General features: G+C 74.7%; 10 protein-coding genes. 3 read left to right on the top strand and 7 right to left on the bottom strand.

Translation table 11 applies throughout. The features are described 5' to 3' along the window. Positions 1-29 precede the first annotated feature (29 nt). The 3 genes from ACZ50K_RS23945 to ACZ50K_RS23935 all read right to left on the bottom strand — a co-directional run bounded on the left by ACZ50K_RS23945 (position 30) and on the right by ACZ50K_RS23935 (position 3,554). Positions 30-2,087 carry an AfsR/SARP family transcriptional regulator gene (locus ACZ50K_RS23945; RefSeq protein WP_468906458.1) on the bottom strand — a complete coding sequence of 686 codons (2,058 nt, stop codon included), beginning with the start codon at positions 2,085-2,087 and terminating at the stop codon, positions 30-32. Between the two features lie 282 nt (positions 2,088-2,369). Then, entirely contained in the window at positions 2,370-3,023 is a 654-nt protein-coding gene (locus tag ACZ50K_RS23940; protein ID WP_468906455.1) for a nucleoside/nucleotide kinase family protein, read from the bottom strand. 12 nt (positions 3,024-3,035) lie between these two features. Then, the gene (locus tag ACZ50K_RS23935; protein WP_468906452.1) at positions 3,036-3,554 is read right to left on the bottom strand and encodes a nucleoside deaminase; all 519 of its coding nucleotides are present in this window, start codon (positions 3,552-3,554) and stop codon (positions 3,036-3,038) included. Positions 3,555-3,662: 108 nt separating this feature from the next. Here ACZ50K_RS23935 and ACZ50K_RS23930 point away from each other — a divergent pair, with 108 nt between their 5' ends. Then, positions 3,663-6,326 carry an FUSC family protein gene (locus ACZ50K_RS23930; RefSeq protein WP_468906450.1) on the top strand — a complete coding sequence of 888 codons (2,664 nt, stop codon included), beginning with the start codon at positions 3,663-3,665 and terminating at the stop codon, positions 6,324-6,326. Between the two features lie 19 nt (positions 6,327-6,345). On the opposite strand, the gene ACZ50K_RS23925 is transcribed toward ACZ50K_RS23930, so the two are convergent. The 4 genes from ACZ50K_RS23925 to ACZ50K_RS23910 all read right to left on the bottom strand — a co-directional run bounded on the left by ACZ50K_RS23925 (position 6,346) and on the right by ACZ50K_RS23910 (position 13,560). After that, a complete protein-coding gene (locus ACZ50K_RS23925) occupies positions 6,346-7,260 on the bottom strand; it encodes an anti-sigma factor (protein WP_468906447.1) in 915 nt (304 codons plus the stop codon). Next, positions 7,257-7,847, bottom strand: a complete 591-nt coding sequence (gene sigK, locus ACZ50K_RS23920) for an ECF RNA polymerase sigma factor SigK (protein ID WP_468906445.1) — start codon at positions 7,845-7,847, stop codon at positions 7,257-7,259. The genes ACZ50K_RS23925 and sigK overlap by 4 nt, the downstream gene beginning before the upstream one ends. 182 nt (positions 7,848-8,029) lie before the next feature. Next, positions 8,030-8,716, bottom strand: coding sequence for an NAD(P)H-binding protein (locus tag ACZ50K_RS23915; protein WP_468906443.1), 687 nt, complete (start codon positions 8,714-8,716; stop codon positions 8,030-8,032). A 116-nt stretch (positions 8,717-8,832) separates the two neighbouring features. Further along, positions 8,833-13,560, bottom strand: coding sequence for an FG-GAP-like repeat-containing protein (locus ACZ50K_RS23910; protein WP_468906441.1), 4,728 nt, complete (start codon positions 13,558-13,560; stop codon positions 8,833-8,835). A gap of 283 nt (positions 13,561-13,843) precedes the next feature. Between ACZ50K_RS23910 and ACZ50K_RS23905 the strand changes: the two genes are divergently transcribed. Continuing rightward, positions 13,844-20,407, top strand: a complete 6,564-nt coding sequence (locus ACZ50K_RS23905) for an RHS repeat domain-containing protein (protein ID WP_468906439.1) — start codon at positions 13,844-13,846, stop codon at positions 20,405-20,407. Positions 20,408-20,540: 133 nt separating this feature from the next. Beyond that, complete coding sequence (locus ACZ50K_RS23900) at positions 20,541-20,657, top strand: cell envelope biogenesis protein OmpA (RefSeq protein WP_468906436.1); 117 nt, start codon at positions 20,541-20,543, stop codon at positions 20,655-20,657. The last annotated feature ends 145 nt before the right edge of the window (positions 20,658-20,802 follow it).

Below are 20,802 nucleotides of genomic sequence, written 5' to 3'. Positions count from 1 at the left end.
GGGCGCGGTGCAGAGGGGCGGCGCGGGGGTCAGGGGGCGAGGGCGGGCGGGGCCGTCTCGCGGTACTGCTCCGCACGCCAACGCGCGTAGCGTCGAAGCAGCGGGTGCATCCGGTACGGGCCGGGCGGGCCGTCTTCCAACAGCCCCGCGTCCACGAGCTGTTCGAGGATGCCCTCGGCCTCGGCCGGTCCGGACGGGGCCGTTTCGGGGGTCCCGGCGGAGGCGGCCGCCGCCCGGATCGGGCCGATCGGTCCGGCGCCGATCCGGAGGAAGGCCTCCCGGAGTTCGGCGGGCAGGGCGTCCAGGGCGTGCCCGAACACCTGGGGGACGGACATCCGGGGGTCCTCGGCGAGGGCGAGCCGGCCGGCCGGGTCCTGGGCCAGCCAGTCGGCGCAGTGCGCCACGGACAGTCCGGGCCGGGTGAGCAGCCGGCCCGCGGCGATCCGCAGGGCGAGCGGGAAGTAGCCGCACACGGCGGCCAGTTCGACGGTCGCCGCCGGTTCGGCGGCGATCCGGGCGGTGCCGACCAGTCCGGCCAGCAGGGCGTGTGCCTCCTCCGGGCGGAGCGGCTCCAGCCGGTGCACGGCCCCGCCGTGGGTGGCCACCACGGCGGCCAGTCCGCGCCGGCTGGTGATCACCACGGTGGCGTCGGCGGCACCCGCGGCGGGCAGCAGGGGCAGCACCTGTCCGGCGCCGGCGGCGTCGTCCAGGAGCACCAGACGGCGGGCCCCGGCCGGTTCGGGGATCAGCCGGCCCGCCTCGGCGGCGCCGGCCGGCGTGCCGTCGGGGCCGGTGAGGGGGAGGTGCAGGATCCCGCCGGGGAAGGCGGCGCGGGCGTCATGGGCGGCGGCCAGCGCGAGGGCCGACTTGCCGATCCCCGGAGCCCCGGACAGCACGACCAGCCGGGGCCCACCGGGCTCCGCCAACTGCGAGGCGAGGAGAGCCCGTTGGCCGCTCCGGCCGGTGAATCCGCCGGCCCGGGCCGCGTACCGCACGGGGGCCGTTCCGGCGGCGGGCGCCGCGGGAGGGATGTGTGCCGCGGGAGCCGTGGGCGCGCGGTGCGCCATGGGGCCGGCCGGGGCGGTGCCGGGCACCGATAACGCGGTGCCCACGGCGATGCCCCCGGCCGCCGGGGATCCGGCGGCCACGGGCAGCCGGGAACCGGCGGGTATCCCGCCGCCCGCCGGTGCGCCGAGGCCGGTGAATCCGGTGTCCGCGAACCCGGCGTCCGTGAATCCGGTGTCCGTGAATCCGGTGTCCGGTAAGGCGCCGGAGGCGAGGGCCGGCCGGGGACGGGCTCCGGGCGCGGGGCCCAGTTCCTCGGCGCGGAGGATGGACAGCTCCAGCCGCCGCAGGCCCGGCCCCGGGTCGATGCCCAGTTCCTCGCGGAGCCGGTCCCGTACGGACCGGTACTCGGCGAGGGCCTCCGCCTGCCGGCCGGTCCGGTACATGGCCTCGATCAGCTGCTCCGTGAACCGCTCCCGGACCGGGGTCCGGCGGGCCGTGTCGTACAGGTCGACCAGCACCTGATGGCAGTTCCCCGCGGCCAGTTCGAGATCGCAGACCCGTTCCAGCACGCGTAACCGCTCCTGCTCCAGCACCGGTACGGCGTCCCGGTGCAGCAGCCGGGATGCCACGTTGGCCAGCGGCTGGCCCAGCCACAGGGAGAGCGCCTCCCGCAGCCGGTACAGCTCCTCGCCCGACGCCGTATCCCCGGCCGCGGCCCCGGCGGCCCGGCTGGAGCGCACCGCCGCCGCCCGTGCCACGTGTTCCCGGAAGGCCACCAGGTCCAGGGTCCCGGCGTCGGCCCGCATCCGGTAGCCGCCGGGCACCGACTCGATGGTGGTCGCCGATATCCCGTACTTGGCGAACAGCCGCCGCAGCCGCAGCACACAGGTCTGCAGGGCGGCGCGCGCGGTCGCCGGAGGTTCCTCGTCCCAGACGGCGCGCATCAGGTAGCCGGCGGACACCACCGTCCCCGGGTGCAGCAGCAGGGCGGCGAGCAGGCTGGTCGGTTTCGAAGGTTTGAGAACGACTGTTTCGGGGCCGTGCGCAATACTCAGGGGCCCCAGGAGCTGGAACCGCATGGTCGATTCCCCCGGACGCGTGCGGAGGCATCGGTCCGGACCAATTCCGGCCGTTGTTACGCCCCCCGTTGGGCGGTGAATAGTCGGAACCCTACAACGGAATACGCGGAAGGGAACCCTGGCGGAGATCTCTCGCGACCTCGAACGGATTCTTCTCCTTTTGCGTCACCTGAGTGTTTGCGGCACGTTACGGAGGGTTCGTCAATACGCCCCCGCCATAAACGAATTACGGCCACTGGAGTGGCCGGTGGCCAAAAAGGTGGGGTTGCGGGCGGGGTCGGTTCAGTCAATGACCAGGTCGGCGCGGTTGCGGCCCGGGGCGACCAGCGCCGCGTTCGCCTCGTCCGAGCGGTGCACCCAGGCCGCCGCCGCCAAGGCGGGCTTTCCGAAACGCATATGACGCTCAATTAGTCGTTCCACCCGGAGCTCCTCCGGCGGCGCCAGGAACCACACTTCGTCGAGCAGCGGCCCGACCCTGGCCCACTCCCCGCCCTCGTACAGCAGGTAGTTCCCCTCGGTGATGACCAGCGGCACCTCTGCGCCGACCGGGATGCTCCCCGCGACCGGCTCCTCCAGGCTCCGGTCGAAGGCCGGCGCGTAGACCGTGTCCCCGTCCGGCGCGCGGAGCCGTGCCAGCAGGGCCGCGTACCCGGCCGCGTCGAAGGTGTCCGGGGCGCCCTTGCGGTCGGCGCGTCCCAGCCGGTCGAGTTCGCGCCCGGCCAGATGGAACCCGTCCATCGGGACCACCACCGCCAGACCGGGGCCCAGGGCCCCGGCCAGCCGTTCCGCCAGGGTGGACTTCCCGGCCCCGGGCGGACCGGCCAGCCCCAGGATCCGCCGGCCGCCCGCCCCCGCCAGGGCCCGCGCCCGCTCCTCCAGCCGGGACGCCGGCCCGCCGGCCGCTCCGCCCGCCGTACCCCTCACCGGCCCGCTCATCGGGCGCCGCCGTCAGCCACGGCCGTGGAAGCGGTACTGGAGGGCCCGGACCTCCTCCGCCAGGGCGGCCACCGGACCGGCCACCACCGCCCCCGGCACGATCTCCCGGACCGGCAGGGTACGCACCGGGGGCGCCGGCACCCCCAGCTCGGCGAGCCAGCCGCCGAGCTGCTCGGAGGAGGCCGCGTAGACGATCCGGCCCAGCCCGACCCAGCCGTGGGCGGCCGCGCACATCGGGCAGTGCTCGTTGGAGGTGTACACGGTGGCGGCGGCCCGCTCGGCGGGACTCAGCCGGTCGGCGGCCCAGCGGGCCAGCTCGAACTCGGGGTGCCGGGTGCGGTCACCGCGCGCCACCCGGTTGTGGTCCTCGGCGAGCACCGAACCGTCGGCCGCCACCAGCACCGAGCCGAAGGGCTCGTCGCCGGAGGCCAGGGCCTGCTCGGCCAGCTCCAGACAACGGCGCAACGGCCCCAGGTCGGCCTCGGTGACCACCGTCCCGGCTTCCGCCCGATCCACCTCGTCCTCGCCCACCGGAACCGCCTCTCACCCGCCGCGCCGACCTGCGCCGGCCCGCTCCGACCCGTACGGCCGCGATCCTATGCGGTGGCCGATCAGCGGCGGGGTGGCCATCCTGGTGTCATGTCTGCCAGGGGCAGCGGGGGCGCGGAGGATCCCGAGCGCGCCGCCCGCGTGCCCGGACCGTCCGCCCGGCTCCGGCTGCCCGCCGCCTACGCGGCCGCCGCCCGCCGCTCCGTGCGGGTCACGGTGGCCGCGAGCGCCGGATTCTTCCTCTTCCTCTACGGATTCGGGCAGCCGGTCGCCGCCACCTACGCCCTGTTCACCGCCGTGGCCCTGGCCGGCCTGTCCCGGATCCCCGGCACGGGCCGCCAGCGGGCCGCCGTGGTCGCCCGGCTGCTGCCCCCGGCCTGGGCGCTGGTCGCGGTCGGCACCTACCTCGCCGTACGCACCTGGGCCGCCGTCGCCGGAATGCTCGTCATCGGCTTCGCCCTCGCCTACCTGGCCGTGGGCGGCCCCCGCCCGGCCGGGGCCGCGCCCGGCCTCCAGCTGCTGTACATCCTCCCGTCCTTCCCGCCCTACGCCCCGGACACCCTGGACGAACGGCTGGCCGGCACCACGGTCGGCATCCTGCTGCTGGTCCTCGCCGAGGCCTTCCTCTTCCCCGACCCACCCACCGTCCCCTACCGGGAACTGGCCGCCCGGGCCGCCGACACCGCCGCCCGCTTCGCCCGGGCGGAAGCCGTGCCGCCGTACGCCCCGCCGCCCGGCGGGGAACCGGTCGCGGCGGCGGTCGCCGACGCCCTGCGCCCCTCCCGGGTCCCGGACGCCGAACGGCCGGCCGGGGCCGGGGTCCGGGACCGGGCCCTCTCGCACACCGGACTGGCCGCCCGCACCCTGCTGAACCGCCTGGTCAGACTGCCCGCCGTGGGCCCGGGCCGGGAACCGGACCCGGCCGGACTCGCCGTCCTGCTGGCGGCCGCCCGGCTCGCCGAGGAGAGCGCCACCCGGCTGCGCGGACCCGTCCGGCACACCGCCCCGTGGCGCCGGCCGGCCGCGCACCGGACCGCCGCGGACGGAGCCGTGTACGCCGAGGCGGTCCGGGCCCGGGCGGTGCTCGCCGGATCGGCGGGCCGGCCCGGCCACCCGTCCGGCCCGGCGGCGATGCGCCGGCACGCCGCCCTGCTGGAGCTGATCGACGCCGCGCTGGCCCTGTCCACGGCCGCCACGCTCGCGGTCCGGGGCCGCTCGGCGGCCACCGGACTGCACGCCGGACGCTTCTGGTACGCCGGCAAACACGCCCCCGAGCTGTGGTGGCGCCGACTCATCGGATACGCCGGAAGCCGCTCGGTGTTCTTCCAGAACGCGGTACGGATCAGCCTGGCGCTGGCCGCCGCCCGGGCCGTCGCCGGGCTGGCCGGGCTGCCGCACGGGTTCTGGACCATGCTGGCCACCCTCACCCTGACCCGCACCACCATGGGCGCCACCCGGGACACCATCCGCCAGGCCCTGACCGGCACCCTGATCGGGGCGCTGGTCACCGCACTGGTGCTGATCGCGGTCGGCTCCGACACCACCGTCTACGCGGCGGCACTGCCCCCGCTGATGCTGTTCGCCTTCACCGTCGGGCCGGTGAAGGGGGTGGGCTGGTCACAGGCCCTGTTCACCGTCCTGGTGGCGCTGGTCTTCGCCCAGCTGGCACCGGCCGGCTGGACCCTCGCCGGCATCCGGATGCTGGACGTGCTCATCGGCAGCGCGGTCGGCGCGGTCTTCGCCCTGCTGGCCTGGCCGCGCGGCGCCCAGACCGAGGTACGGAGATCGGGGGCGGTCCTGCTGCGCTCCGCCGCGGAGCAGGTGGTCGCCACCACGGCCGTGATGGTGGCGGGCGGCCCCCGGCAGCCGAGCACCCCGCCCGGCAACGGCTCGCTCCGGCACTCCCTGATCCTCGCCGAGTCCGCGTTCGCCCAGCTCCAGAGCGAACCGAGAGGACCGGTGGCCAGCACGGACGGCCACCGCGCCGCCGACTGGCAGGCGGTCCTGATGACCGGCCACCACACCCTGTGGGGCTCCGACCGCGTCCTCACCCCGGAGGTCGCCGGGGCTCCGGTGGCAGCCTGGACCCCGGAGGTGGCCGGGGCCCCGGAGGCGGCAGGGGCTCCAGACGTGGCCGGGGTCCCGGAGGTCGCCGGAACTCCAGAGGTGGCCAGGACTCCGGAGGTGGCCGGGGCTCCGGAGGTGGCCGGGGCTCCGGAGGTGGCCAGGACTCCGGAGGTGGCCAGGACTCCGGACGTGGCCAGGACTCCGGACGTGGCCGGGATCCCGGAGGTCGCCGGGGCTCCAGAGGCGGCCTGGACTCCTGTGGGCGCCGGGAGCCCGCAGGGCGACCCCGCCCCCGGCATGGCGCAGGCCCCAGAGGCCCGAGGCGCCCCAGAGGCGCCAACGGCGCCACAGGCGCCAGACGCCTCGCGGCCCCCGGGGCCCGGGGTGGCGCTCGGGTCCGATGAACCGCTGGTCGGGGAGGCGGCCGAGGCCGTGGCCCGGCTGGGGGACCAGGTCGCGGGCCGGATGCTGCTGCTCTCCGCGGTGCTCGACCCGGCCGGGGACAGCCCGCTGACCGGGCCGCCGGCCCCGGCGGTCCGGCCGGCCCCCTTCGAACCGCCCGGTGCCCCCAGCCGCTACTACGCCGCGGTCGCCTGGCTGGAGGCCCTCCTGACCGACCTCGACCGGGTCGCCGCCACCCCGCCCGACCCGTCCTCGCCCCGGGGCACGGGTGGCCGCCTGTGGTGACCTCCCGGGCCCGGGCGGTTCACGCGCCCAGGGCGACCACGGCCAGCGGATCGCTGGTCGGCCGCGGTGAACCACCGGAGGGCTCCAGGGTCAGCCCGACCGCCCCGGCCCGCCCGGGCGCGCCCTCCATGACCATGGCCCCGTCCCGGCCCAGCAGCCCGGCCGGCCGCATCAGGTCCCCGTCGGCGAACCACAGCTGGTAGGTCCGCCCGGCGGGCGCGGGCGGCAGTCCGGCGCTCGCGAACACGGCCTTGCCCAGCCGTCCCGAGGTCACCACCGACAGCTCGGCCCCCGCCGGGGTGCGGCCCCGTACGGTCCGGGCGTCGGGCGCCGCCAGCACGGCGGCCATCGCGTCGGCGGACTCGCGCAGCAGCCGGTCCGCCGCCCCGGCCTCGGCGCGGGCCTCCACGGCCCGCCGGTGCTCCCACACCGCGAACCCGCCGGAAGCCGCGGCCACCGCCACACAGGCCGCCAGCACCAGACTCCCCGCCTTGCCCCGCAGCCACCCGGCGCCCCGGACCCGCGGAAGACCGCCACCACCGCCCGAACCCGCCGGGGCGGCCCGGGGCGGCGGTACGTCCGCCCCCGCGGGACCGGGCGCCGGGAGCGGGGGAAGCTGGCGCACCGTGCCGATCCGCTCCAGCACGGCCTGCCGCATGGAGGCCGGCGGTGCCTCGGCCACCGCGCCGGCCAGCCGGGCGGCCGTGGCCGCGAACTCGGCGGCCTCCCGGGCACAGGTCGCACACCGCTCGGCATGCGCGGCGAAGGCCGCGTGCTCCTCGGGTGACAGGGCGTCCAGCGCGTACGCCCCGGTCAGCCCGTGCGGCTCGAAGCCCTCGGCCTCCGCAGCGCCCCCGAACCCGTAGTCCTGTCCGCAGTCCTGTCCGTGATCCGGCCCCTGATCCGGCCCGTGGTCCGGTCCTGTTCCCGTCATGCCGTCGCCCCCATGCAGTCGCGCAGCCGGATCAGCCCGTCCCGCATGCGCGTCTTGACGGTGGGCAGCGGGATCCGCAGGGCCTCGGCGACCTCCCGATAGGTCAGCCCCCGGTAGTAGGCCAGGGTGACGGACTGCCGCTGGAGCTCGGTCAGCCCGCCCAGACAGCGCCGTACCTGCTCGCCCTCCAGCCGGACCTCCACCTGCTCGGCGACCTCGTCGAACGGCCGGGAGTGCTCCCGGGCGGCCTGGTTCCGCTCGCGCCGGACCGAGGCCTGCGCCGACCGCACCCGGTCCACGGCCCGCCGGTGGGCGAGGGTGGACACCCAGGCCATCACCGAGCCCTGCTCGGGGCGGTAGCGGGCGGCCTGCCGCCAGAGGTCGATCATCACCTCCTGCGCCACCTCCTCGGACTGCGCACGGTCCCGCACCACGGCGAGGACCAGCCCGAACACGGCGCCGGACACCGCGTCGTAGAGGGCGGTGAAGGCGTCCTCGTCCCCGCAGGCCACCCGCCGCATCAGCTCCTCCGCCCGCGGGCCCGCCGCACCCGATCCGCCGGACGGCACCATCCGGGTCACCGCCATGCCGCACCCACCCCCGACCCGGACCCGTCGCCCGGCATCGCCGTCTGCTGCCACATACATCGCATGCAGAACCCTTCGTAGCCGCGCCCGCCCCGGACGGGTCCGGATCCCAGCTCTCACCCGATCGGGTGAGAACGGCGGGCCGGTCGCCGCGCGCAACGCCCGACCGGCCCCCGCCCGGGCTACCGGGCCGTCCGTCCGGCAGCCGCGGCCCGGTTGATCTCCGGGGTGCCCAGGATGTGCTCGCCCGCCCCCGCCTGCCCGGCCACCGTGAGCATCGCCCGCGCCAGGTCCTCGGTGGTGGTCACCTGCCCGGGGGCCACCCGGCGCAGCAGCGGGTAGAGCCAGGAGACCCCGACGTACAGCCATCGGTAGAGCGGGGTCCTCGACCGGGCGCCGTGCATCGGCTGGATGTAGCCGGGCCGGAACATGTAGGCGTGGAAGTCCATGGCGAGGAGCTCGTTCTCGGTCCGGCCCTTCACCCGCGCCCACGCAGACCGGCCCCGCTCCGTACTGTCCGTCCCGGCGCCCGACACGTACACGAAGGTCAGCTCCCGGCCGGCCGGCAGCGCCCGGGCGGCCGCCAGGGTGTAGTCCTCGGTGATCAGCCGGTACCGCTCGGCGTCCATGCCCGCGGAGGAGACCCCCAGACAGAAGAAGCAGGCGTCCGTCTCGGCGAACTCTCCGGCCACCGCCGAGAAGTCGGTGAAGTCCTCGTGCACCAGCTCGCGCAGCTTGGGATGGCTGAACCCCAGCGGGCGGCGCACCACCGCCAGCACCCGCTCCACCCGGTCGTCGAGCAGGCATTCGCGGAGCACGCCCTGACCGAGCATGCCGCTGGCACCGAAGAGCAGTACGTTCACAGACACTTCCCCATCGAACCCATCGAACCCATCGAACCCATCGAAGAACACCGGGCCCGGCCGACCCGCCACCGGAGGCGGCGACGGGTCAGCCGATTATCCGCGCCCCCGACCGCCCCCGGCTACCAGGTCCCCACCGGCGCGCTCCAACTCTTCAGCAACCGCCCCTTGTCGTACGTGCCGTCCGCCCCGGCCAGGAAGGTGAACGTGGCGTAGGAGCCGTTCCCGTAGTCGTACACGGTGGAGAGGTCGGCCCGGCCGTCCCCGTTCTCGTCCCCGGAGTTCGGCCAGGCGGCGTTCACGTCCCAGTTGCCGTATCCGGTGTCCACGGTCATCACCGGGGTGCCGAGGGTGCCGTCCGCCGCCCCGGGGAACTGGAACATCCCCATCCGATGGTTGGCGTAGCGGTACTGGGCGGTCAGGTCGGCCCGGCCGTCACCGTCGGTGTCCCCGGCGGTGACCTTCACCGGATCGCGCTCCCAGCTGCCCGCCGGGGCCGACCATCCGGACCGGTCGAACCCCGGATGGCTGCCGTCCGGCCTGGCCAGGCCGGAGAACACCCGCACCGAATTGTCCGCGTACACGTACAGGGCGATGATGTCGGTGCGCCCGTCGCCGTTCACGTCGCCGACCGCGTACCGCGCGTTCTCGTACCACCACCAGCCCGGGTGGGTCTCCTCGAAACCCTTGACCGGGACCTGGAAGCCGCCGGAGGTGAACTTCGAGGTGAAGTTCGCCATCCGGCCGTCGGCATAGCCGTAGATCGCGATCAGTTCGGCGCGCCGGTCCCCGTCGGTGTCCCCGGAGAACAGGGTGGTCCGGTACCAGTCCCAGCCCGAGGCCTGCTGCCAGCCGGCCGGCCCGGACGCGAACCCGCCGTCCGGTTTCGCCAGCCAGGACCACAGCCGGACCGAGCCGTCCCCGTACAGGTACAGGGCGGCGATGTCGGAGCGGCCGTCCCCGTCGAAGTCCCCGGCCGCGTACTTGGCGCTGGTCACGCACCAGTGGTTCGCCGGGGCCCGCCAGGACTCGAACGGCGCGCCGAGTCCGCTGTCCGCCGTCCCGAGGTGGGTCCACAGGGCGGCCCCGCAGCTGCCGTAGTCCACGATGGTGGCCAGGTCGGAGCGGCCGTCCGCGTCGAAGTCGCCTGACAGGGAGATCCGCGCCGTTCCCTCGCCGACGCCGTGCGGGCGGTCGACCAGGGCGTCGTTCGTCGCGTTCCACCGCATGTAGCCGCCGCTGAAGTCGGACCGGGCGCCGTTGGGCAGTTCGTACTCGTCCGAGGTCGGGAAGCCCAGATAGCCGTTCTCCCAGCCCTGTTCGGCCCAGCGCGTCCGGATCCCGCCCCGGACCAGATGGGCCCCGGTGTCCGGACTCCAGTAGACGGAGACGGTCTGCGGGTACTGCCCGCCCACCCGGAAGTGCACGAAGCGCCCGAACAGTCGCGGGGTGGGCAGGGTGTCCGTCTCCGGGACGGCGAAGGAAGTGCCGCCCAGCGAAAGGTACTTCGCCAGGATGGGCCCGCAGACCCGGTGCTCCCCGAACTCCGCCGAGGTGAAGGGCTGGCAGTCCGACCAGTTGGTGGTGGTGCTGTCCCTGAGCACCTTGGGCGGGGCGAAGCGCAGGCCCTCCCAGTCCGCCGCGGCGCCCTCCCAGGTGGTGATCCGGCCGTCCGTGCCCAGGCTCCAGAGGTCGGCCAGCCCGTCGCCGTCGGAGTCCCCGTCGCTGGACACCCGGTGGTGCGCGGCGTCCGTGAGGCCGCGCTGGATCGCCCCGGCGGCCCGTGCCCCGTACGCGTCGAGGACCGGTTTGCCGTCCGCGTCCCGTCGGGAGAGGTACTGGTACAGCCGGCCGTCCCGGCGGTCCCGGGCCCACAGGTCGGGCAGCCCGTCCTTGGGGCCGGCCGTGCTGCCGGTGTCCCCGGGCGCGGCCAGGGTCAGCTCGCCCCAGCCGCCCCGGCCGACCAGCCGGGGCGCGGTCAGCGCGTTGGTGCCGTTCGCGCCCTTGAACAGCCACAGGTTGGCGCCGGTCCCGGTGCCGTCGTCCTCGACGGTCAGCAGGTCGTAGCGGGGGGTCGAGGGCGGCTGGGTGCCGTCCGCGTCACCGAGGGCGAGGACCTGCCGCACCCTGGACCAGTCGGCCGCGTAGGCGGATCCGCATTTCTGCCCGACGGTGTCGAAGGGATTCACGCAGGAGGTTTCCGGCGGTCGGGTGGTGGGGAGCCGGCGGCCGCCCGCCACCGTGAAGTACTTGCCCTCGTTGGCTCCGGCACCGGTGTCGTTCTCGGTGTTCAGGTAGTAGTACAACTTGTCGTCCCCGGGCCGGTGCACCCACAGGTCGTCGGCGTACGAGCCGTTGCCGCCGCGGTGGGTGGTGTCCACGCCGGTCCAGCTGCCGCCCGGGGCGTCGGCCGCGTCCGAGGCCGGCTTGCCGCCCGCCGCGGGGTCCCGGTCCTTGGAGTACAGCCGCAGGTTCCCGGAGCCGTCCGGCACCAGCAGGTCCACGTAGCCGTCCTTGTCGATGTCGCCGAGGACGGTCCTGGCCTCCGGGTCGTCCGGCGCGTAGAACACGTACGCCGCCTCGGCGGAGCGGTTCCCGGCCCGGTCCACGGCCCGCACCCGCAGGATGTTGGTGCCCCAGGCGCCGACCGGCAGGTTCAGCACGCTGCCGCCCTCGGCGGCGGCCAGGGACTGGGCGCCCTGCGCGGGCAGCGGCCCGTTGAGGGACCACTCGAAGCGCAGCAGCCCGGAGCCGTTGTTCGGGTCGGTGCCGGAGAAGGTGAAGGCGCCCGTGGAACCGGCCCGTTTGCGAGGGGCGTCGGGGCTGCCGGCGGCCGGGAAGTCCACCGAGACCACGGTCGGCGGCGCGGGTTCGGTGAGGTCCACGGAGAAGCTGCAGCCCCGGGACCAGGGTCCGCTGTTCAGCCCGTCCCCGCCGCGCACGTACCAGTCGTAGCTGTGCCCGTCGATCAGCCGGCCCGCCATCGCGTCGATCTGACTGCCGTTGGGAACTGCCGGGTTGGGGATCCAGCCCCACTCGCGGAGGGTGCCGCCCGCGGTGATGTCCCACAGGTTGAAGTCGGCGTCCAGGTTGTCCCCGTCCGGGTCGGTCACCCGGGCGTGCAGCCCGACCCCGCCGGTCGCCGCGTTGGTGGCGCCGATCCAGCCGCAGTCCCCGCGGGTGGGGTTCTGCGGGGCCGGGGTCACGTACAGTCCGCCGGGCGCGTCCGGCAGGCTGTTGTACTCGACGTACAGGAACGGCAGCGAGTGAGGGTAGGGGCTGTTCTTGCGGGTGTACCGCTTGAAGCCGTTGCTGCTCGCACTCGTCTCGGTGGCCCCGTACAGGCCGAAGGTGAGGTCCGAGCGCCACCCCTCGTCGCGGATCAGCTGGGTGATGTTCCAGCCGATCTGGTTGGTGCCGCCGGTGCAGCCCGCGCCGCCCGCGCTGTTGGAGCTCGCCCGGCCCAGCGACCGCAGGTTCGGCGGCTGGTTGTTCCAGTTGGTGCCGGGGGCGATGGCTCCGGTCCAGTAGAGGTCCACGGCATGGGTGTTGGCGCAGGTGTTGTCCGCCGCGTACGACTGGACCGCGTTGAAACTCGCGAAGTTGATCGTCTTCCCGGCCGGGTTGAACGATCCGACCTGGGCGAAGGTGTGCTCACGGCCCTTGCAGGTGGTGGCCCAGCGCTGGTTCCCGACACCCATGTCGTACCGGTCGCCGTAGTCGTCGTAGTGGGTGGCCGTATTGCAGCCCTCCTGCACCCAGGTCCAGTGCTGGGTGCCCGTCCAGACCGGCTTCCAAGCCGGGTCGATGTACACCGGGAACACCGTGTCCGGGCCGTTCAGCAGCGCGGTGTCGGCCCGGACGGACAGCGAGTCCTTCGCCGGGGCCGCCCGCACCGGGGCGGTACGGGCGAAGTCCCCGGGACCGGAGCCGTCCGAGCGGGTCTTCACCGCGCCGGGCGGAGCCGCATCCGGGCCCGGGTCACCCTCGGGACCCGCCGCGCCCTTCCGGGAGGCCCCGGCGGACGCCGGCCCCCGCGAGTCCCACATGGTGGCCGGCGGTGAGGTGAACACCGTCTTCCCGGCCCGGTCGGTGGCGGTCAGCCCGCCGCCCGGCCGCTGCGCCACGCTCACACCGGAGGCCGACATGCCCATCCGGAAGGAGGCCACCTTCGGGTTCCTGGCCGCCTCCGGCGTCCGCACCACCAGCACCTGGGTGAAACCGCCGTCCACCGTGGCGGTCACGGCCAGGTCCACCCCCGGCATGACCTCCGGGTAGGTGGCGGTCGGCCCGGCCACCCGGGGCGCGGGCAGCGGGTCGGGCCAGCTGAAGGCGAGCCGCCGGCCGCCCGCGTCGGCCAGCCGGGCGAGCGGCACCCGGCCGCCGGGGGAGAAGACGAGCCCCTTGACCCCCGGCAGGGCCGCCTTCGGCCGCCAGGACCCGTCGGCGGCCCGCACCAGGGTCGCGTCCAGCGGCACCCAGGCGCCGTCCTGCCGGGTGCGGACCGGTGCCACCGTGCGGGTCAGGGCGTACGAACCGTCCGGCCGGGCCACCACGGTGTCGGTCTCCGAGGTCAGCGAGGGGACGGGCACCGGCTTTCCGGACCGTTTCGCCTCGGCCGAGGCGACCGCCTGCGCCGAGGCCTTCCGGGCCGCACCGGCCGGCCGCACCGTCTGGGTCCTCGGTGCTTCGAGGGCGGCGGCCGCCGGGGGCGGCGCGGCGGGGGCCGGGCCGGGCGGCCGCGGCGGCGCCGAGGCCGCGGGGGCCGCGGTCGGGAGTGCGAGGGCCAGCGCCAGGCCGGCCACCAGGGCCCACCGGACAGGCCCGCGCCGGGCTTCGAGGGCTCTCATTCGGGCTCTCATTCGGGCTCTCCAGGAGGGAGTCGGAGTCGGACGGGAGCGGGGCGCGAGGAGTGTCACACGGCGAACCGGCACCCCTCCCGTGCCGCCGAGCCGCCCCGCAGCCACCCCCGAGCCGTCCCGCAGTCCGCTCCCAGCGACCGCCGAGCGGCCTTCGAGCAGAGGTCCAGCAACTCCCCCTATTTCTTTGAAGGATCACCGACCGTCCTTCCGATCCCTTCCGGCCGTCCTTCCGTCCACGCGCATCGGACAGCCGAGTCACGGAGGCACCCTCGTGCGTTTCACCCGCCCTTCCCCGGCCGGACCGCAGCCGCCGCGCCGCCTGCTCGTACGGGGACTGGCCGCGGCCGTCACCGCGCTCGCACTCCTCGCACCGACCGCCGTCGCCTCGGCACAGGCGGAGGGCGGCGGAGGCGTGGGAGACCGCTCCGAGCGGGCCCGCGAGGACGGCCGGCCGTGGACCCCGGGGGACCTTCCCGCCCTCCGCTCCGTCGCCGGGAAACCGGCACCGCGCCCCGCCCCGGCGGCCCCCGCCGGGGACAAGTCCCCCCGCTGGCGTCCCACCGGCACCACCTGGCCCGCCGCGGCCACCGCCGAACTCCGCCTCGGCGCACCCACTCCGCCCCGCCCGGCCGGGGCGTCCCCGTCCGCCGGCGCCGCGGCCGCCGTACCGGTCACCCTGACCCCGGTCACCGCCCCCGCCACCCGGACCGGAGCCACGCCCGGCACCGCCACCGGGTCCGGCACCGCCACCGGGTCCGGCCCCTCCGGCCGCGTCGCAGTCACCCTGGCCGACCGGGCCGCCGCCGAACGGGCCGGCGTACGCGGCCTGCTGGTCTCCCTGGTCCCGCGCGAGCCGGCCGCCCGCGGCCGGGTGGGATTCGCCCTGGACTACCGCTCCGTCAAGGACGCCTACGGCGGCGACTGGGCCGGCCGGCTCCGTCTCGTCAGCCTGCCCGGCTGCGCCCTGACCACCCCCGAACTCGCCCGCTGCCGCACCCGGACACCGGTCCGCGGCACGGCCAACGACCTGCGCTCCTCCCGGCTGACCGCCCAGACCGCCCTCACCGCCGCCCCCACGGTCCTCGCCGCCGAAGCCGCCCCCGCCGGACCCGCCGGCGACTACCGGGCGACCTCCCTCGCCCCCACCGGCTCCTGGTCGGCCGGCGGAAACTCCGGCACCTTCGGCTGGGCCTATCCGATCACCGTGCCGCCCGCCCTCGGCGGCACCGCCCCGTCCGTCTCCCTCGGCTACAGCTCGGCCGCCGTGGACGGCCGCACCGTCAGCCGGAACGCCCAGTCCTCCTGGGCCGGCGACGGCTGGGACTACCACCCCGGCTTCATCGAGCGCTCGTACCGCAGCTGCAAGGACGACGGCAAGGACGGTACCGCCGAGGCCTGCTGGAGCGACCGGCAGCCCGTCACCCTGTCCCTCAACGGCACCAGCACCGCACTGATCCGCGACGACGCGAGCGGGCAGTGGCGCACCGCCGACGGATCCCGGACCCGGGTGGAACTCGCCACCCTCCCCGCCGGGGTGTCCAACGGGGACGAGGACGGCGAGTACTGGAAGATCACCACCACCGACGGCACCCAGTACTACTTCGGCGCCCAGGACAAGCCCGGGACCACCGGAGGACCCCACTCCGACTCCACCTGGACCCGACCCGTCTTCGCCAACGACTCCGGCGAGCCCTGCCACCAGGCGGACTTCGCCCGCGCCTGGTGCCGCCAGGCCTGGCGCTGGAACCTGGACTACGTGGTCGGAACCCGCGGCGGCCTGGTCTCCTACCGCTACGCCACCGAGACCAACCACTACGCGCGCAACCCCGACCAGGCCCACCCCGACGGCACCCTCACCCCCTACGTCCGGGGCGGCCGGCTGACCGAGATCGGCTACGGCTCCAAACTCACCGACACCACCGGCCCCACCGCCAAGGTGCTGTTCACCAGCGCCGAACGCTGCGACCCGGGCATCACCCCGAAGGCGGACTGCTCCCGCCCACCCACCAAGGCCACCGCGGCGAGCTGGCCGGACGTCCCCTTCGACCAGAACTGCGACGCCGGCACCCCGGCCAAGGACTGCGAGAACCAGGTGCCGACCTTCTGGTCCACCAAACGCCTCGCCAGGATCACCACCCAGACCGTCACCGGCGGCACGCCCACCACGGTCGACGAGTGGACCCTGAACCACGAGTACCCCAACCCCCAGGACGGCACCACACCCTCCCTGTGGCTCTCCTCGATCTCCCGCACCGCCTTCGACGGCACGGCGTCCCTCGCCCTGCCCCCGGTCGACTTCACCGGCCAGTTCCGGCCCAACCGGGTGGACACCGCGGGCGACAACCGGCCCCCGCTCAACCGCCGCCGGATGACGGCCATCACCACCGAGTCCGGCCTGCGGGTCGGCATCGAGTACGCCCCCGCCGACTGCGCGCCGGGACAGTTCCCGGCCCCGGACTCCAACGACCGCCGCTGCTACCCGGTCTACTGGAACCCGGACGCCGGCACCCCGATGGACCCGACCCTCGACTGGTTCCACAAGTACGTGGTCTCCGGAGTCTCCGAGGTCGACGCCACCTCGGCCGGAGCCGACCCCTCACCCACCCGCACCACCCGCTACGAGTACGTGGGCCCCGCCGCCTGGCACCGCGACGACAGCGAACTCACCGAGGCCAAGTCCCGCACCTGGAACGAGTTCCGCGGCTACGGCGAGGTCATCGTCCGCAAGGGCAACGCCCAGGCCGACCCCACCGAGAGGAACACCCAGTCCGCGACCGTCTACCTCCGCGGCATGGACGGCGACGTCAAGGCCGACGGCAGCCGCCGCTCCGTCCGCATCCCGGGCACCACCACCCCCGACGCCGGACCGCTGGCCGGATTCACCCGGGAGACCCGCGGTTACACCGGCGAAGGCGGCACCCTCGCCGCCCACACCGTCCACGACCCCTGGACCGGCCCCGTGGCCGCCCGGCACGCCCGCGGCACCGGACTCCCCGACGCCACCGCCCAACCGGTCCGCACCGCCAAGTCCACCACCAGGTCCCTCCTCTCCGACGGACGATGGCGCACCACCGCGCGATCCACCGGATACGACCCTGCCGAAGGCGTCCCGGTCACCGAACTCGACACCGCCGACGGCCTGCCCGACCAGTGCACCAGGACCTCCTACGCCACCAACGAGACGGCCAACATCCGGGCCCTGCCCACCGAGACGGTCTCGGTCACCGGAGACTGCTCCACCGCCCCCGGCGAACGCACCACCTACGCCCACACCCGCACCCGCTACGACGGCCAGGAGTTCGGCCGGATCGGCCCGGTCGGCGCGGCCACCACCAGCCAACTCGTCGACGCCTACACCGGCAGCACCCCCTCGCACACCCTGGACACCGTCACCGAGTACGACGAATACGGCCGCACCCGCAAACTGACCGACGCCCTCGGCAACACCACGACCACCACCTACACCCCCGCCACCGGCGGCCTCCCCACCCGGGTCGCGGTCACCGGCCCGCTGGGCGCCGACTGGACCACCACCACCGAATACGCCGCCGCCCGCAACCTGGAGGTGAAGACCACCGACGCCAACAACCGCGTCACGGAACGCGCCTACGACCCGGCGGGCCGCCTCACCCGCGTCTGGTCCCCGGGCCGCTCCCGCGCCACCCAGAGCCCGAACGCGGAGTTCTCCTACAGCCTGGGCAAGTCCATGCCGAGCGTCCTGACCGCGCGGACACTGCGCGACGACGGGGCGTACGACACCTCGTACCGGATCCTGGACGCCCACCTCCAGGTCCGGCAGAGCCAGACGGCGCCGGCCGACGGATCGCCCGGCCGGATCCTCACCGACACGTTCTACGACTCGCTGGGCCGCGTGGTGAAGACCAACGAGGCCTACTGGGACCGCACGGCCGCCCCGTCGGGGAACCGGTTCCTGGCCGAAGACACGCAGGTCCCCTCGCAGAAGGGCGTCTTCTACGACGGCCAGGGGCGCAAGACCGCCGAGACCCTGTCCTCCCACGCGGTCGAGAAATGGCGCACCAGCACGCTCCACGCCGGGGCGGAGAAGGTCAGCACCGTCCCTCCGGCCGGCGGCACGGCCGTCACCACGATCACCGACGCCCGGGGCAGGACCGCGGAGCTCCGGCAGTACCGGGATCCCGCGGACGCCGGCAGTGACACGCCGGCCGCGTTCACCCGCACCCGCTACACCTACGACCCGCGCGGACAGCTGGACAAGACGGTCGACGCGGCCGGGAACACCTGGTCGTACACCTACGACCTGCTGGGTCGCCTGACCTCCACCGACGACCCGGACAAGGGGAGGAGCGAGCGCCACTACGACGAGGGCGGCCGGGTGGACCGGACCGAGGACGCCCGCGGCCGCGTGCTGTACAACACCTACGACCGGCTGTCCCGGAAGACCGGGGTCTACCAGGACAGCGTCGGCGACGACAACCTCCTCGCCTCCTGGTCCTACGACCGGCTCGCCCGCGGACAGGCCGACGGCTCCGCCCGCTACACGGGAGGCAAGAACGGAGCGGTGTACCGGAACGAGATCACCGCTCTGGACGTCGGCTACCGCCCGCTGGGCGTGAAGATCACCGTTCCGGCCGCCGAGGGAGCCCTTGCCGGGTCCTACACGGCCACCACCTCGTACACGCCCGTCACCGGAAAGCCCGTGTCCGTCACCCTGCCCGCGGTCGGCGGCCTCCCGGCCGAGACCGTCACCACCGGCCTGAGCGAGACCGGACTCCCCACCACCCTGTGGAGCGAGGAGTCCAACTACATCAACCGCACGACCTACGACCCCTTCGGCCGGATCCGCCGCACCACCTACGGCGACGTCCCCAAGCAGCTCGCCTACACCCCCCTCTACGACGAGGCCACCGGCCGGCTCACCGCCACCCACGTGGACCGGCAGACCGGCCCGGGAGACACCCAGGTCACCGGCTCGGTGGACGCCACCGCCTACACCTACAAGCCCTCCGGGGACGTCACCTCCGTCTCCACCCGCCGCGACGAGGGCGCGGCCGGATTCACCACCGACCGCCAGTGCTTCACCTACGACCACCTGGCCCGGCTGACCGAGGCCTGGACCGCCAAGGGCACGCAGTGCGCCGCCGCGCCCAAGGCCGCGGACGTCGGCGGCCCCGTCCCGTACTGGCAGTCCTACGCCTTCGACGTCACCGGGAACCGGACCCGCCTGGTCGAACACGACCCGGCCGACCCCGGCGGAGCCGGGGACCGCACCACCACCTACACCTCACCGGCCCCGGGCGACGACCGCCCCCACACGGTGACGTCCACCTCGACGACCGGCCCCACCGGCACCGCCACGGCCGGCTACACCTATGACGCGGCGGGCAACACCCTGACCCGCCCGGGCGGCCAGACCCTCACCTGGGACCATGAGGGCCGCCTCGCCGCCAACACCGGCAGCACGTACCTGTACGACGCCGCGGGCGGCCGGCTGCTCCGCCGCGAACCCGGCAAGGTGACCCTCTACCTGGGCACGGACGAACTCACGCTGACGACGGCCACCGGCAAGGTCACCGGAACCCGCACGTACGCGGGCTTCGGCGGCGGCCCGTCCATCGTCCGCACCCCGACCTCGCTCGCCTATCTCGCCGGGGACCGCCAGGGCACCGCCCACACCACGCTCGACACGGCCACCCTCGGGATCACCCGGCGGGCCCAGAAGCCGTACGGAGAGGCGCGGGGCCCCGCCCCCGCCGTCTGGCCGGACAACAGGGGATTCCTCGGGATGGCCAAGGACTCCTCCGGCCTCACACACGTCGGAGCACGGGAGTACGACCCCGCACTGGGCCGCTTCATCAGCGTGGACCCGGTGATGAACCTCGCCGACCCCCAGCAGATGCACGGCTACACCTACGCGAACGCCAACCCGGTCACCCACAGCGACCCGACCGGCATGATCTGGGGGATCCCCTGCTACGAGACCGGTGACTGCGACGCCCCGAAGGGCGGCACGATCGGCGACGGCGGCAGCGGACCCAACAGCGTCAACGGCGGGGGCGCCTGCAACGGCGCCGTCTGCGGCGGCGACGCCCCCGCGGACGGCTGCGGCGGCTGGGAATGCGACGGCACGAACACGCCGCCGCCCCCGAAGGGGCAGGGCCGGAACCTGGGGTGCGACAGCTACTGCAAGGACATGCTCCAGTTGCTGCAGGAGAGGGCCCGTACCGCGGGGAAGAACACCAAGCTCGCCGCCGAACTGCAGAAGTACCTGATGGTTCGGTCCGGCCAGCAGGAATGCGTGCCGGACGGTTCCCCCGGGGTGCGGGCCGGCTGCCGGGAGGCGGCGGCCGGGGCGGGCTCGGGCGCCGGCATGGAAGACATCCTGCTCCAGTGGGCCATCGGCCGCGGCGGCGGGTTCGTGTTCGTCGGCAAGGACAGCCTCGTCAAGGAACTCGCGGGTAGCGGCCATGCGGAGGACATCCTGCGGGAGGCCTTCCGGGTCACCCGCAGGAACAACGCCGGCGGTCTCGGGGGGCCTGCCGATCACAAGGGCGGCACGGGTCTGGCCGACGTCGTCAATGACGGGCTGGGGATCCTCAGCCACTACGTGCCCGGGCCGGACGTGGGAACGCCCTGGCCCGAAGCCGTCCTCGGTTCCTACAACATGGTCTACCAAGTGGTGGCATCCAGCCCGGACCGCGTGCAGATCGCCGTCGCCGTCTACAACGAGACCAGTCTCAACTCGGCCGGGTACCACGTCCTGCCCGACGCCCCGAAGGGACATCCGGGCGCGACCGTGACCGAGCACTTCTTCTATACCGCGACAGTCACCAGCGCAGGGGTGAGGGTCGACTGAACCCGCAGCCCACTGCCCAGGCCTGCCCGCTCCGAAACCCCGGGCGGGCAGGCCGGTTGCTGCCCGTACCCGGTCCGTATCCGGTCGTGCGCGCAACCTTGACGGGTCACCGCCGGTTCACGAGACTGGCCGCGTGGACACGACCCGGGTGGTGAGCGAGGCGGCGCGGCCCCTGCGCCGCCTGTGGCTGACCCGTCGGCTCCACATCGACCTCCTGCGGGTGTGCAGCGCATTCGGCCGTCCCTCCTGACGCCGGCGACGGGCTCTCCGAGCCCCGCGCCGGCGTCTTGACGCGCCTCGACGTGCCCGGCCGCCCCGCGGCGGCCCGGCCATGCCGCCGCCCACCCACACGCGCACCCGGGAGAGTCAGCCATGTCCACCCAGACCACCACCGG

The organism is Streptomyces sp. NPDC033845 (assembly GCF_055576225.1).
This window is presented reverse-complemented; position numbering and strand designations above follow the sequence as displayed.

Bases quoted from the DNA above. Each gene is read 5' to 3' on its own strand.
- ACZ50K_RS23940 (WP_468906455.1), bottom strand. From the start codon at position 3,023: ATGAGCGGGCCGGTGAGGGGTACGGCGGGCGGAGCGGCCGGCGGGCCG.
- sigK (WP_468906445.1), bottom strand. From the start codon at position 7,847: ATGGCGGTGACCCGGATGGTGCCGTCCGGCGGATCGGGTGCGGCGGGC.
- ACZ50K_RS23910 (WP_468906441.1), bottom strand. From the start codon at position 13,560: ATGAGAGCCCTCGAAGCCCGGCGCGGGCCTGTCCGGTGGGCCCTGGTG.
- ACZ50K_RS23945 (WP_468906458.1), bottom strand. From the start codon at position 2,087: ATGCGGTTCCAGCTCCTGGGGCCCCTGAGTATTGCGCACGGCCCCGAA.
- ACZ50K_RS23925 (WP_468906447.1), bottom strand. From the start codon at position 7,260: ATGACGGGAACAGGACCGGACCACGGGCCGGATCAGGGGCCGGATCAC.
- ACZ50K_RS23930 (WP_468906450.1), top strand. From the start codon at position 3,663: ATGTCTGCCAGGGGCAGCGGGGGCGCGGAGGATCCCGAGCGCGCCGCC.